Raw genomic sequence first — 13,837 nt, 5'->3', positions numbered from 1 at the left:
GCGGACCTTTGATCGACGCTTTCCGGGCACTCGTCCACAGCGTCATCGTTCACCCGAGGGGACCCGGGCAACGCTTCGAGGTCGAGGCGAACGGCAAGTTAGCTGCCCTCGTCGGTGGGGGGCCTTTTCCGGAAGCCAGATATGATAGTGGGTCACGCGTGGTAGCGGGGGAGGGACTCGAACCCCCGACCCCAGGATTATGATTCCCGTGCTCTAACCAGCTGAGCTACCCCGCCACGGCACACCGCGCGCGCGAGACGAAAGATCCCGGGCGCGAACGCGCCGCATATAAGGAGCACGTCTCACGCCTGTCAAGCAAGCCGCGCCGGTTCTTTAAGCTATTGCAAGGCCGTCTTATTTTGGCTGCACGTTAGGATTTCCGCCGGGGCTGCCGGGCGGCGGGATCACGGGTGTTGTGCCGGTTTCAGGCGGCGGCGCCCGCATTTGGGGATCGACGCCGGCCGGCGGGCACAATACGCCGTTGGATTTGGCGAGCTTGTCGCCAAGCGCCTCATTCGCCTGGCCAACGGTTTTCCCCTCCGTCGCGTTCGGGCCGTGATCCGGAGTGGTTTTGGTGGTCGGCGCGCACTCAGTCCCCTGCGGTTGGGACGGAGGGGCCGTCTCTGCCATCGGGGTTGAAGGTGCGGGCGGCGCCTGCGCATGTGCCGCAGCAAGGGCCGCCATCATTGTCGAAAGAATCAGGGTCGGTTTCAACTGCATGCAGCGAAAACGAACCCCACAGGCGGAGGTTCCGGGTCCCGATCATTACGTTTTGCGGTAACGGATCAGGGAAAAATGCCCGAGCGGCGGCATCGGGCGACGCTCGGTCAGAGCGACGCCGCCGTGTTTTTGTGCCCAGTTGACCAGGCGCTGCCAGGGAAACTCTGGTCGCCAGCCAAGCCGGCGCGCGAGCGGCGCAAATGCAAGCTCGAAGGCGCGGCGCGGGCCGCTCTCCGCGCCGATGTGATTGACCAGAATCAGTTCGCCGCCGGGCTTCAGCACGCGAACGAAGTCATCGAGCGTCGCTTCGGGATCGGGGACCGCGGTGATGACATATTGCGCCACCACCGCGTCGAAGGAGCCATCCTTGAACGCCAGGTTCTTGGCGTCCATCACCGCGAGCAGTTCGACATTGCCAAGGCCGAGCGCGCGCACGCGGTTTTGCGCCTTGCGCAGCATCGGCTCCGAAATATCGACGCCGCAGATCCGGGTCGTGCGCGAATAATCAGACAGCGAAAGGCCCGTGCCAACGCCGACATCAAGGATGCGTCCGCCGATGCGGTCTGCGACCGCAATGGTGGATTGGCGGCCCTGATCGAAGACCTTGCCGAACACCAGATCATAGACCGGTGCCCAGCGCTCGTAGGCCTTTTCGACCCCTGCGCGGTCGATATCGGAAACCATCCCCCCTGCGCCCCGAACGCTTACCCGCGTATCGCTTCGACCAACGGCCGTGCGGCACCGGTGGCCGCGCGCTTCGCCGCCGCGCTCTGAATGAATCCGCCGCCGAGCACGCGCGCCTGTCCCGCCGGTGCATCATAGAACACGCAGGCCTGCCCCGGCGACACGCCCTCTTCGCCCGCGACCAGCTCGACCTCATAATGACCGCCTGAGCCCCGCAGCCAAGCCGGCTGCGGCGCGCGCGTCGATCGCACCCGGACGTAAATTTCAAGGCCGCCCGCAACGGCGGCATCGAGATCGCCGTCGCCGATCCAATTCACGTCGCGAAGCTGGATGCCGTCCATCCGCAACGCCTCGCGCGGACCGACCACGACGCGCCGGCTCGCAGCATCGAGCCGCACGACATAAAGCGGACTTCCGGCCGCGATCCCGAGCCCCTTGCGCTGGCCGACGGTGAAATGCGCAATGCCCTGGTGGCGGCCGAGCACACGGCCGTCGACGTCGACGATGTCGCCGGGCTCCATCGCATTCGGCCGCAAGCGGCTGATGATATCGGTATAGCGCCCGGTCGGCACGAAGCAGATGTCCTGGCTATCGTGCTTGTCAGCAACCGAAAGGCCAAAGCGCCGCGCCAGCTCACGCGTCTGCTGCTTTGTCATTTCGCCGAGCGGGAAGCGCAAATATTGCAACTGCTCGCGCGTCGTCGCGAACAGGAAATAGCTCTGGTCGCGATCGGCATCGGCGGCACAGACCAGTGCGCGCGATCCGTCGGCGAGCCGCCGCGAGGCAACATAATGACCGGTCGCCAGCGCCGCCGCGCCAAGCTCGCGCGCGGTCTTGAGCAGGTCGCGAAACTTGATCGCGCGGTTGCACTCGATGCAGGGGACCGGCGTCTCGCCCGAGGCGTAGCTCGCGGCGAAATTGTCGATCACCGATTCCCGGAAGCGGTCTTCATAATCGAGCACGTAATGCGGAATGCCGATCCGCTCGGCCACGTCCCGGGCGTCATGGATGTCCTGGCCGGCGCAGCAGGCGCCCTTGCGGTGCGTGGCCGCGCCGTGGTCGTAAAGCTGCAGCGTGATGCCGACGACGTCATAGCCCTCCGCCTTCAACAACGCAGCCGTCGTCGAGGAGTCCACGCCGCCGGACATGGCGACAACGACCCTCGTGTCCTGCGGACGGCCTTCGATATCGAGACTGTTGAGCATCGGTGCGGTCACATTAACGATCGCGATAAAGCCGGCGGCCGACCACGATCAAAAAAGCCATAGTGCGAACAAAGCCCGTTTTGCGGTCGGGGAGCCTCCCGGGCGGTTCCGAACGAAGCGTTTGAACGGAAACGGCTGGGCAAGGCCTGTCTTTAATATAGGCCGTATTCCCGTGAGGCAATCGCAGCCAGGGGCCGACCACGGCAATTCTTGCCGACGGGCAGAAAAAGCGGGGATCACTGCGATCAGGCGATCCGGTAAACGTCTGAAAAAGCAGCGGATTTTATGCTCCGCTGGCTGGCCCGCTCCTTGCTAGCTCCCAAGACGGAGTTTCATGACAAGAGGCCGGTCGTGGTAAGCGTTACGTCAGATGTCGCCGCCAGCGCGTCCTATGCAAGCGCGCCCCCAAAATCCATGCGGCAAGAGCCGTCGCTGCCGAGCGAGAGCTTTGCGGCGCTGATCGCGGGCAATACGCCGGCCAGCTATTTCACCGCGCCATCCGCAGGCCCGGATCCGGCCAATATCCCCTCCCCCAGCAGCGCGCGGACGCAGACAAACGACGCGGCATCGTATGATCCGGCGAGCAGCAGCCGAGCACCGTCCTCCACCGCTTCCACCAACACCGATAGCGGTTCCGCACCGGATCGCGGCACCAGTTCCGCGAACGCGAACGGCGCAAGCAAGGCGAACGGGGCTGGGGAGGCGAAGCCGGGAGACGGGAAAACCGACAAGTCCAAGTCGAACGGCAAGTCGAGTGATAAGTCGTCGACCGACAGCACCGCGAGCAGCGATTCCACCGCGACGGCAATCTCGAATGGAATCCCGGCCAACACAGCAGCCCCGGTCGCCACGGCTATCACCAGCCCGACACCGGCCGACGGCTCCGCGACGCCGCCGCCAACCGGAGATTCGGGTGGCTCTCTTGCGATCGCAGCCGCAGCTATTGCTGCCGACGCCTCTCCCACGACTGGCCCCGCCGCCACGAACGGCGGCCAAGGCAAAGCTGATCCGGCAACCGCCGCCGGCACCGCTGCGACGGCTGGCACGACGCCCGCCGCAAAGGGACAGACCCAGATTGCCGCGCTGACCACCGCCGGCCAGGATGCAACGTCGGATGAAGCGGCAGCGCCGGACGCGTTGGCGGCTGCCGCAGCCGCCGCCGGATCCGCGCCAGGCTCCGTCAAGGCGAGCTCACTCAAAACTCCGGCCAGCACAGCGGCGAAGGCCTCTGCGACGACGGGCTTAAATCCAGCAGAGGCAGGTACTACCCCGTCAGCGGCCCCAACGACGGCCAACGGCAATGCCGCATCGCAAGCCGCGGTCGCGGCCAAGCAGGATGCGCCTCCCGCGCTCACCGATGCGGTGAAGGGCGATAAGGCCGACGGCGGGCCCTCGGCCGCGGCCTCGCCGACATCTCACGATCGACAGGCGATCACCACCGCTCAGCCTCAACCCGCCACGCCCGATCCGAGCATCCAGGCCGCGACGCTGCCGACGCAAGTGCCCAGCGCCTCGCTGGCAGCCGCGACCAGCACGCTGACCGTGACTGCGGCGACCGGCGCACCGGTGCCGGTGAGCGGGCTCGCGGTCGAGATCGCAGCGTCCGTTCAAAGCGGCAAAACCCGTTTCGAAGTGCGGCTCGATCCGGCGGATCTCGGCCGCATCGACGTGCGCATCGACGTCAATCGCGGCGGCCAGGTGACCTCGCATCTGATTGTCGAGAAACCGGAGACGCTCTCGATGCTGCAACAGGACTCGCGGCAATTGCAGCAGGCGCTGAACGATGCCGGCTTGAAGACCGGCAATGGCGGGCTGCAGTTCAGCCTGCGCGACCAATCCTCGTCCGGCCAGAACAATGGCAACCAGCAGATGCCCGGCAATGCGCAGCGGTTGGTCGTCAATGATGAGAACACACTGCCCGCAGCGGTTGCGGGCCAATCCTACGGCCGCATGCTCGGGCTGAGCGGTGGCGTGGATATCAGAGTCTGAGGAGACGCAAGATGGCAACAACAGGCGCGGCGGTCAGCGGGAGCAAGGTCGTTTCAGGAACGACCCAGCCTCCGGCATCTTCATCCTCTTCGAGCTCGACGCTGGGTTCGAACGCGAACCAGACCATTGCCGGAAATTTCCAGACCTTTCTGACACTGCTGACCACTCAGCTCCAGAACCAGAACCCGCTCGATCCGCTGGACACCAACCAGTTCACGCAGCAGCTCGTCCAGTTCGCCGGCGTCGAACAGCAGCTCAAGACCAATGATTCGCTGAGCAGCCTGGTCACCTTGCAGCAGACGGCGCAATCGACCCAGGCGCTGACCTTTGTGGGCAAGACCGCGACCGTGAACGGCAGCACCACGGCACTGTCGAACTCCCAGGCAACCTGGGCCCTGAACATTCCCAGCGATTGCAACCTGCAGATCTCGATCGCCAACAAGGCCGGGCAAACCGTGTTCAGCGGGGCCTATACGGCGACCGCCGGCAACAACCAGCCCTTTAGCTGGAACGGCAAGGCCAACGACGGTTCGCAAATGCCCGACGGCCAGTACACGCTGACGGCGACCGCCACCGACCTCTCGGGCAATTCGGTCGGCGTCAGCACGCTGATCCAGGGCGTGGTGACCTCGGTCGATCTCACCCAGACACCGCCCTTGCTGTCGATCAACGGCCAGAACTACACCGTCAGCCAGATCAAGAGCATCCTCAACTAACGCCGCCCTCGCGCAAGGAAAAGAGAAAGTTACCAATTGGTTTACACGTCCTCCCGCCGCGATGCGCAAACGGCGGGTTCCAGACCTGTCAAAGGAGAATCTTATTGAACCCTTGGGCTTAGCCAAATTTTAAGCCGCTGAGCGTAGCTTTGTTGCGGTGAGTTTCAGTGGTTAAGAGTTTGTGAGTACGCCATGACAGAACCCCATCGCCCGAGGGTGAAATACGTCATCGGGCCTGACGGCAGCCCGCTTACGATAGCGGATCTGCCCGCGCCCGGGACGAAACGGTGGGTCATTCGCCGTAAAGCCGAGGTCGTTGCCGCCGTCCGCGGCGGCCTGCTCTCCCTCGAAGAGGCCTGCAGCCGCTACACGCTGACGGTCGACGAATTTCTCTCCTGGCAGTTCTCGATCGACCAGCACGGTCTTGCGGGGTTGCGCACCACCCGGATCCAGCAATATCGCCAATGAGCTGAAACGGGTCAGACCCAGTTTGATGAAAATCGGCCTCGCTTTGCGAGGCCAATTTTTTTCATGACCGAACAAGTTCGATAGCCGCTTAACAGTCGTTAACCATATCGAAACCATACCCTAGGCAATAATTGCCCAGTTTCGACAGGTGGCGAATCTGGGGTAGCTGTGCAGGGGCTTGTAGACTTCCTTAAAGGTCTGGGTGCCGCGCGTTTGATGGCGATGGTTGCGGTGACTGCCGCGCTGATCGGCTTCTTCGCGTTTGTCATCATGCGGGTCACCACGCCGCAGATGACCACCCTCTTCACCGATCTCAGCCTGGAGGACTCCTCCAGCATCATCAAGGACCTGGAGCGCCAGGGCATCGCCTACGAGCTGCGCAACGAGGGCAGCGTTATTCTGGTGCCGAAGGACAAGGTCACGCGGCTGCGTATGAAGCTCGCCGAAGGCGGCCTGCCCAAGGGCGGCGGCGTCGGCTACGAGATCTTCGACAAGTCCGACGCGCTCGGCACCACCAGCTTCGTCCAGAACATCAACCACCTGCGCGCGCTCGAGGGCGAACTCGCCCGCACCATCTCCTCCATCGATCGCATCCAGGCCGCGCGCGTCCACCTCGTGCTGCCCGAACGGCCGCTGTTCTCGCGCGAGACGCCCGAACCCTCCGCCTCCATCGTGGTGCGGGTCCGCGGCAGCCTGGAGCCGCAGCAGATTCGCGCCATCCGCCATCTGGTCGCCTCCTCGGTCAGCGGGCTGAAGCCGCAGCGGGTCTCGATCGTCGACGAGTCGGGCCAGTTGCTGGCCGACGGCGCGGCGACAGATGTCGATCAGCAGGTCGGTGACGAGCGGCGCGCCGCCTTCGAGAAGCGCATGCGCAAGCAGGTCGAGGACATCGTGTCCTCGGTGGTCGGAGCGGGTCGCGCCCGCGTCCAGCTCTCGGCGGATTTCGACTACAACAAGATCACCCAGACCTCCGACAAGTTCGATCCCGAAGGGCGAGTGCTGCGCTCGAGCCAGACACGGGAGGAATCCTCCCTGACCGCCGACAACAGCGGCCAGGTCAGCGTCGGCAACGAGCTTCCGGGCGCGCAGCAGAACAACAATCAGCAGACCGCGCGCGACCAGAGCAAGAAGACCGAGGAAACCAACAATTACGAGATTTCCCGCACCACCAAGACCGAGGTGACCGAGGCCGGACGGGTCAACCGCATCTCGGTCGCGGTGCTGGTCGACGGCAGCTACGGCAAGAACGAAAAGGGCGAGCTGGTCTACAAGGAACGCAGCAAGGACGAACTCGACCGCATCGCGGCACTGGTGCGCTCGGCGATCGGCTTCGACCAGAAGCGCGGCGATCAGGTCGAGGTCGTCAACCTGAAGTTCGCGGAGGGGCCCGCGGTGGCTCCGATCGAAGGCCCCACCGGTCTGCTCGGGATGCTGCAATTCACCAAGGATGACGTCATGTACGTCATCGAGCTCGGCGTCATGATGCTGCTTGGCCTTGTCGTGCTGTTCATGGTGGTGCGGCCGCTGGTCAAGCGCATCATCGCCTCCGAAGAGGTCGCGGCGCTCGCTCCGCCCGCCCCGGCGCTGGCCGAACCCGCCCCGGCCCAAGCTCAGCAGGCCCCCACGGGACAAGCGCTGCTTCCCGGCAACAACAACACCGCCCAGCTCATCGATGTCGCCCAGGTCCAGGGCCAGCTCCACGCCCAATCCGTGCATCGCGTCGGTGAGCTGGCCGACCGCAATCCCAACGAAACCGTGGCCATTATCCGTCAATGGCTGAACGAACCCGCTGAATAATCCGTCATGGCCGTTCCACAGACTGCAAACAACAACGACATCACGAGCGTCATCGCGAGCCTGGCGCAGCGCCAGGCCGGCAGGCAGCGGGAGAAGATCCCGGGGCCGAAGCGGGCGGCCATGCTGATGCTGGCACTGGGCGAGCAATATGGCGGCAAGATCTGGCAGATGCTCGACGATGACGAGGTGCGCGAACTGTCGATCGTGATGTCGACGCTCGGCACCGTGGAAGCCGAAACCGTGGAGGACATGCTGCTTGAGTTCGTCTCGCGCATGTCGGCGTCCGGGGCGCTGATGGGCAATTTCGACGCCACCGAACGGCTGCTGCAGCAATACCTGCCGCCCGACCGGGTGTCCGGCATCATGGACGAGATCCGCGGTCCCGCGGGCCGCAACATGTGGGAAAAGCTTTCCAACGTTCAAGAAGAAGTCCTCGCCAACTATCTGAAGAACGAATATCCGCAAACCATCGCGGTCGTGCTGTCCAAGCTGAAGCCGGAACATGCCGCCCGCGTGCTCGCCATTCTGCCCGAGGACATGGCGCTCGACGTGGTCGGGCGCATGCTGAAGATGGAAGCGGTGCAGAAGGAAGTGATCGAGCGCGTCGAGCAGACGCTGCGCGTCGAGTTCATGTCCAACCTCTCGCAGACCCGTCGCCGCGACGCGCACGAGGTGATGGCGGAAATCTTCAACAATTTCGATCGCCAGACCGAAACCCGCTTCATCACCGCGCTCGAGGAAGAGAACCGCGAGTCCGCCGAGCGCATCAAGGCGCTGATGTTCACCTTCGACGACCTCGTCAAGCTCGACTCCGGCTCGGCGCAGACACTGATGCGCCATGTCGACAAGGAGAAGCTCGGTGTCGCGCTGAAGAGCGCGAACGAAGAGGTCCGCGGCTTCTTCCTGGGCAACATGTCCTCGCGCGCCGGCAAGATGCTCCTCGACGACATGGCCGCGATGGGACCGGTCCGCCTGCGCGACGTCGACGAGGCGCAGGCGCTGCTCGTCAATCTCGCCAAGGATCTCGCGGCCAAGGGCGAGATCATGCTGACCAAGAACCGAGCCGACGACGAATTGGTGTATTGATGGCTGCGCCCGCAAAATTCCTGTTCGACACCGATTTCTCCGCGCCCGACCGGCGCGAGCGCGCCACCACCGCCGCCGAGGTGGCCCAGAAGATCGCCGCCGCCGAAGCGCGCGCCTATCGCGACGGCTTCGACGCAGGCCAGCGCGAGGCCAAGGCCGAGAGCGACCGCCGCTCCGCCCTCGCACTGGAGGAAATCAAGATCGCGCTGCAGGGAATCGCGGCTAGCTTTGCCGGCGTCGAGGCGCGGATGGAGACCGAGGCGGTCGATGTGGCGGTCGCGGTCGCGCGCAAGCTCTGCGGCGAACTGGTCGCCGCCGAGCCGCTCGGCGAGATCGAAGGCCTGGTGCGGGATTGCTTTGCCCATCTGGTGTCGACGCCGCATCTCGTGGTGCGCATCAATGACGGGCTTTACGAATCGGCGCATGAGCGCATCGAGAAGATGGCCAAGCAGAGCGGCTTCCAGGGGCGCCTCGTCATTCTCGCCGAGCCCGAGATCGCGAGCGGCGATTGCCGGATCGAATGGGCCGACGGGGGCGTGGTGCTGGAGCGCGCGGCGATCGACGCGAAGATCAGTGAACTTGTCGGACGCTACATCGCGTCCAGGAAATAGGGAGGCGGGGATTAGATTATGAGTGACACCGATACACAGGTCCCGTTGCCTGATCTGAACGCGGCCGACGTGCCGCCCGCCGGGGACGTGGCCTATAACGAAGACGAGCAGGCGGCGCGCATCGCCGCCGATCTCGAAGCCGTCTTCGACGTGCCGGTGCAGGTCTCGGCGGTGCTCGGCCGCTCGAAGATGGAGGTCGGCGAGCTCCTCAAGCTCGGACCGGGTACCGTGCTCGAACTCGACCGCCGGGTCGGCGAAGCGATCGACATCTACGTCAACAATCGCCTGGTCGCACGCGGCGAAGTGGTGCTGGTGGAAGACAAGCTCGGGGTGACCATGACGGAGATCATCAAGGCAGAGCGCGGCTGACCCGGGCCGGAAAGTCGGGTTCCGGGAAAGACGCGCTCGACTGCAATGAGAAAGTTTCTTCGATAACGCTCGCGCCGTGGACGGCGCAAACAGACGCACAAGGAGATCGACATGCGGCTTCTTATCGTTGGCACGTTGAAAGGCCAGCTCACCGCAGCCACCAAGATCGCCATGGAGAACGGCGCGACCGTGACCCATGCCGAAGACAACGAGCAGGCGATGCGGGTGCTGCGGGGCGGCAAGGGCGCCGACCTGCTCCTGGTGGATGTCGGTCTCGACATCCGCGACCTCGTCATGCGGCTCGAGGCCGAGCATATCCATGTCCCGATCGTCGCCTGCGGCATCACCAACGATGCCCGCGCCGCGGTGGCAGCGATCCATGCCGGCGCCAAGGAATACATCCCGCTGCCGCCCGATTCCGAGCTGATCGCCGCGATCCTGGCGGCTGTCGCCAATGATTCCCGCGATCTGGTCTATCGCGACGAGGCGATGGCCAAGGTGATCAAGCTCGCGCAGCAGATCGCGGGCTCCGAGGCCTCGGTGATGATCACCGGCGAATCCGGCACCGGCAAGGAGGTGCTGGCGCGCTATGTCCACTCCCGCTCCTCCCGCGCCAAGAAGCCGTTCATCTCCATCAACTGCGCGGCCATTCCCGAACACCTCCTGGAATCGGAGCTGTTCGGCCATGAGAAAGGCGCCTTCACCGGCGCGGTGGCGCGGCGCATCGGCAAGTTCGAGGAGGCAAGCGGCGGCACGCTGCTGCTCGACGAGATTTCCGAGATGGACGTGCGGCTCCAATCGAAGCTGTTGCGCGCCATCCAGGAGCGCGTGATCGATCGCGTCGGCGGCACGCGGCCGGTGCCGGTCGACATCCGCATCATCGCGACCTCCAACCGCAACCTTGCCGACGCGGTGCGCGAGGGCACGTTCCGCGAGGACCTGCTGTTCCGCCTCAATGTCGTCAACCTGAAGATCCCGCCCTTGCGGGAGCGGCCGGCCGATATCCTCGAGCTCGCGCAGCATTTCGCCAAGAAATACGCGCAGGCCAACGGCGTGCCCGTGCGCGCGCTCTCGGCGGAGGCGCGGCGGGTCCTGACCACCAACCGCTGGCCGGGCAATGTCCGCGAGCTGGAAAACACCGTGCATCGCGCGGTGCTGATGGCGCAGGGCGACGAGATCGGGCCCGACGCCATTCTGACACCGGACGGCGATCGCCTCGACATCGCCAAGACCGCGCCGGCGGTTGCGCACGCAACGCTCGCCGCCGAGCAGGTCACCCGCGCCCTGGTCGGGCGTACGGTCGCCGATGTCGAGCGCGATCTGATCCTGGAAACGCTGAAGCATTGCCTCGGCAACCGCACCCACGCGGCCAACATCCTGGGCATCTCGATCCGCACTTTGCGCAACAAGCTCAACGAATATGCCGACGGCGGCCTCCCGATCCCGCCGCCCGGCGCGGGCGAGTATGCGCGCATGCCGAACGCGATGTGATCACTGATCGTCTCGCTCCACGCTCCGATGCCCGGCCCCGTGCCGGGCATCGGCGTTTTGGGAGCCTACCTCGGGCATCCGGGCCTCATGGTTGGAGACGGCGCTCACGCGCCTCCTCACCATGAGGGTCTCATGGATGTTGGGTGTGCGGCACATGACGACCTCATCCTAAAGGAGCGGCCGTGAGGCCGTGTCTCGAAGGATGGGCCACGAGTGACGCTGCGGCCACGACTCCACATTCCCGCGGCGCGATGCGCCCGAGCTTTGGTTTCGACCACCCTCTCCGAAAATCAGAGGGCGCAGGGAAGGACGGGTGCTGGCTGCACCCATGGTCACCGCGCGGAAAACTGCGCGAGAAGCGCGCGTTGACCGACAGGTTCAGCCGAGACAACCCGGCCTTCCCTGCGCAGTGGTTTACGACTTACTTCGCGCTCTCCTCGGTGAGCCAGACCTTGTTGTCACCGTCGTCGGCGAGATGCGCTCACGCATCTTCGCAAAACTTAGCGCCAGCCTTGGGGCGCCAGGACCACACGACTTCGCCGTCCGCATCGATGCCGTTCGTCTTTCGGCACCAACGCGTCCACCGCATCCCACCTCGCGTTTCGTGACGATCGCGATCCGCCCCTCATGTCGAGGCGGGACGTCACTAAGGAGCCATCAATTTCGGAAAAACGGAAGCGGAATATTTTTGCATGCGTATCTGGACGACCCAAATCAGCTTGAATCGCCTCAGCAAATTCGATTTTTCGCGCAGCGCATTTTAAACGTCCGAAGGCCTGAACGCCGGGCGACCAGAGACAAAAGTTGCCTGATCCTGCCCGTCGGGCGACTCACGTTGCGAGTGTTCGGCGGGTTGTCCGCCATCCGTTGGAGAGCGAACGCGGAAGGCTAATTGCAGCGAGGCCACGTGGAATCGTGACAGCATGGCTGCCACATTACATCGCTTGCGCGATCACAATTTTGAGCGTTGAGTTCAAACACTACTACCGCAGGTCCTGTAGCGTATGATGTCGCTTTTCGCGCAATCATTTTTTCCGATTGCATGAAGTCGATCTCGATGGCCACGCGCTCTTTTCAGCGCAGTGCTGATGGAGGCCAAGAAACAAGAACAAGCCGACAAATAGATCAGCAGGAGGGAGCAAATGTCACGAAAGCTGTCTCGACGACAATTCGTAGCTGCTACCGCCGCGACATCCGCAGCGCTCATCGCCGCGCCTTATGTGCGCAGCGCCCACGCAGGCGGCAGATTGTCGATAGGCTTCTGGGATCACTGGGTTCCCGGCGCCAACAAGACTCTGACCGAACTCGTGAAGGAATGGGCCGAAAGTGAAAAAGTCGAGGCTCAGATCGACTACATCACGAGCCAGGGCAATAAACTCCTCCTGACCATCTCCGCCGAAGCGCAAGCAAGAACCGGCCACGATGTTCTGACCATGCCGGCATGGAATCCGCATGCCAACGCCGAACTGCTCGAACCGGTCAACGAGATCATGGAGACGACCATCGCTGAGAACGGGCAGGTGAACAGCACGGTCGAATATCTCGGCCAAGCCGGCGGTGCCTGGCTCGGCGTTCCCGCTTGTTTCGGCAGCCAGATCAAGGGGCCCTGCTCGCGTATCGATCTGATGAAGACATACGCCGATATCGACGTGCAGGCGATGTATCCGGCGGGCAGCCCGCCCAAAGCTGCCGATTGGACACTCGAAACGTTCCTGAAGGCAGCGGAAGGCTGTTACAAGGGCGGTTTCCCGTTCGGCATCGGTCTCGGCCAGACTGCCGACAGCGTCGATACCGCCGGCGCCGTCTTCCAATCGTTTGGCGCCGAACTCGTCGATGCCAAGGGCGACCTCACAGTAAAGACCGACGCCGTTCGGCAGGCACTCGATTTCTACAAGAAGCTGATCCCCTTCCTTCCCGCGGATGTCGCGGCGTGGGACGACTCGTCCAACAACAAGTGGCTGATTTCCGGCAAGGGCGCGCTGATCATGAACCCGCCGAGCGCCTGGGCGGTCGCCAAGCGCGATGCACCGCAAGTCGCCGCGCAATGCTGGACCCACGGCTTCCCGGCCGGTCCCGCCGGCCGCTTCGCGCCCTACGTGCCTTTCTTCTGGACCATCTGGGCATTCTCGAAGAACAAAGACGCCGCCAAGAGTCTGCTCAGGCATCTGTCGCGGCCGTCATCGATCGAGAGGCTGGTGATCGGCAGCGGCGGCTATGACCTGCCGGCCTACAACAAGCTCACGACGTTGAAGGTCTGGGCGGAAGCGGAGCCGCCGAAGGGCACGCTCTATCACTATCCCAATCCCTACAACCATCAGAAGCTGTCGATTGCCGCCGCGCCGGCCCCGCCGAAAATCGCGCAGCAAATCTACACGCAGGCGACACTGACCAAGATGGTGTTGCGCCATGCGCAAGGCGAGCCCATGGAGAACACGCTCGCCTGGGCGGAAGGCGAATGTGAAGGATTCATGCGGAGCTGAGGACGGGACGCTACGGCTGGAGCGTGGCGCGAGCTGAGCGAGCGGGTGTAAGCGCGGCCAACTGCCTCGTCATTGCGAGCGCAAGCGAAGCAATCCGGATTTGCTCCGCGGACGCAGTCTGGATTGCTTCCACTTACGCGCAAAGGCGCTTCGGCGAGACTCCAAGCCCCGCCATGGCTCGCACAGCGAGCGATGGCGGGTCGTCGCTGGAGCCTGTCATC

At 64.0% G+C, this 13,837-nt stretch carries 12 protein-coding genes and 1 tRNA gene; 9 read left to right on the top strand and 4 right to left on the bottom strand.

Annotated elements, in window-relative coordinates; translation table 11 throughout:
• Positions 1-159: 159 nt before the first annotated feature.
• The 4 genes from P6U23_RS05220 to mnmA form a co-directional block, all read right to left on the bottom strand.
• Positions 160-236 (bottom strand) — tRNA-Met (locus P6U23_RS05220).
• A gap of 118 nt (positions 237-354) precedes the next feature.
• A complete protein-coding gene (locus P6U23_RS05215) occupies positions 355-720 on the bottom strand; it encodes a hypothetical protein (RefSeq protein WP_407178509.1) in 366 nt (121 codons plus the stop codon).
• A 45-nt stretch (positions 721-765) separates the two neighbouring features.
• Complete coding sequence (locus P6U23_RS05210; protein ID WP_407178508.1) at positions 766-1,404, bottom strand: class I SAM-dependent methyltransferase; 639 nt, start codon at positions 1,402-1,404, stop codon at positions 766-768.
• A 20-nt stretch (positions 1,405-1,424) separates the two neighbouring features.
• Complete coding sequence (mnmA, locus tag P6U23_RS05205; RefSeq protein ID WP_407181336.1) at positions 1,425-2,609, bottom strand: tRNA 2-thiouridine(34) synthase MnmA; 1,185 nt, start codon at positions 2,607-2,609, stop codon at positions 1,425-1,427.
• A 351-nt stretch (positions 2,610-2,960) separates the two neighbouring features.
• Between mnmA and P6U23_RS05200 the strand changes: the two genes are divergently transcribed.
• The 9 genes from P6U23_RS05200 (at position 2,961) to P6U23_RS05160 (ending at position 13,616) form a co-directional block, all read left to right on the top strand.
• Entirely contained in the window at positions 2,961-4,598 is a 1,638-nt protein-coding gene (locus P6U23_RS05200; RefSeq protein ID WP_407178507.1) for a flagellar hook-length control protein FliK, read from the top strand.
• An 11-nt stretch (positions 4,599-4,609) separates the two neighbouring features.
• Entirely contained in the window at positions 4,610-5,314 is a 705-nt protein-coding gene (locus P6U23_RS05195) for a flagellar hook assembly protein FlgD (RefSeq protein WP_407178506.1), read from the top strand.
• A 192-nt stretch (positions 5,315-5,506) separates the two neighbouring features.
• Positions 5,507-5,782 (top strand): DUF1153 domain-containing protein, encoded by a 276-nt coding sequence (locus P6U23_RS05190; RefSeq protein ID WP_002714638.1) that lies wholly within the window; start codon positions 5,507-5,509, stop codon positions 5,780-5,782.
• 168 nt (positions 5,783-5,950) lie between these two features.
• Complete coding sequence (gene fliF, locus P6U23_RS05185; protein ID WP_407178505.1) at positions 5,951-7,579, top strand: flagellar basal-body MS-ring/collar protein FliF; 1,629 nt, start codon at positions 5,951-5,953, stop codon at positions 7,577-7,579.
• A gap of 6 nt (positions 7,580-7,585) precedes the next feature.
• Positions 7,586-8,665 (top strand): flagellar motor switch protein FliG, encoded by a 1,080-nt coding sequence (fliG, locus tag P6U23_RS05180; RefSeq protein ID WP_407178504.1) that lies wholly within the window; start codon positions 7,586-7,588, stop codon positions 8,663-8,665.
• Positions 8,665-9,276, top strand: coding sequence for a FliH/SctL family protein (locus P6U23_RS05175; RefSeq protein ID WP_407178503.1), 612 nt, complete (start codon positions 8,665-8,667; stop codon positions 9,274-9,276). The genes fliG and P6U23_RS05175 overlap by 1 nt, the downstream gene beginning before the upstream one ends.
• Positions 9,277-9,294: 18 nt before the next feature.
• Positions 9,295-9,645 (top strand): flagellar motor switch protein FliN, encoded by a 351-nt coding sequence (gene fliN / locus P6U23_RS05170; RefSeq protein ID WP_407178502.1) that lies wholly within the window; start codon positions 9,295-9,297, stop codon positions 9,643-9,645.
• Positions 9,646-9,756: 111 nt separating this feature from the next.
• Positions 9,757-11,136 carry a sigma-54 interaction domain-containing protein gene (locus tag P6U23_RS05165; protein WP_407178501.1) on the top strand — a complete coding sequence of 460 codons (1,380 nt, stop codon included), beginning with the start codon at positions 9,757-9,759 and terminating at the stop codon, positions 11,134-11,136.
• A 1,142-nt stretch (positions 11,137-12,278) separates the two neighbouring features.
• Positions 12,279-13,616 (top strand): ABC transporter substrate-binding protein, encoded by a 1,338-nt coding sequence (locus tag P6U23_RS05160; RefSeq protein WP_407178500.1) that lies wholly within the window; start codon positions 12,279-12,281, stop codon positions 13,614-13,616.
• The last annotated feature ends 221 nt before the right edge of the window (positions 13,617-13,837 follow it).

The organism is Bradyrhizobium sp. STM 3562 (assembly GCF_045571435.1).
Classification (GTDB): domain Bacteria; phylum Pseudomonadota; class Alphaproteobacteria; order Rhizobiales; family Xanthobacteraceae; genus Bradyrhizobium.
Note: the sequence above shows the minus strand (reverse complement) of the source record. Positions and strands in the feature narration are given on the sequence as shown.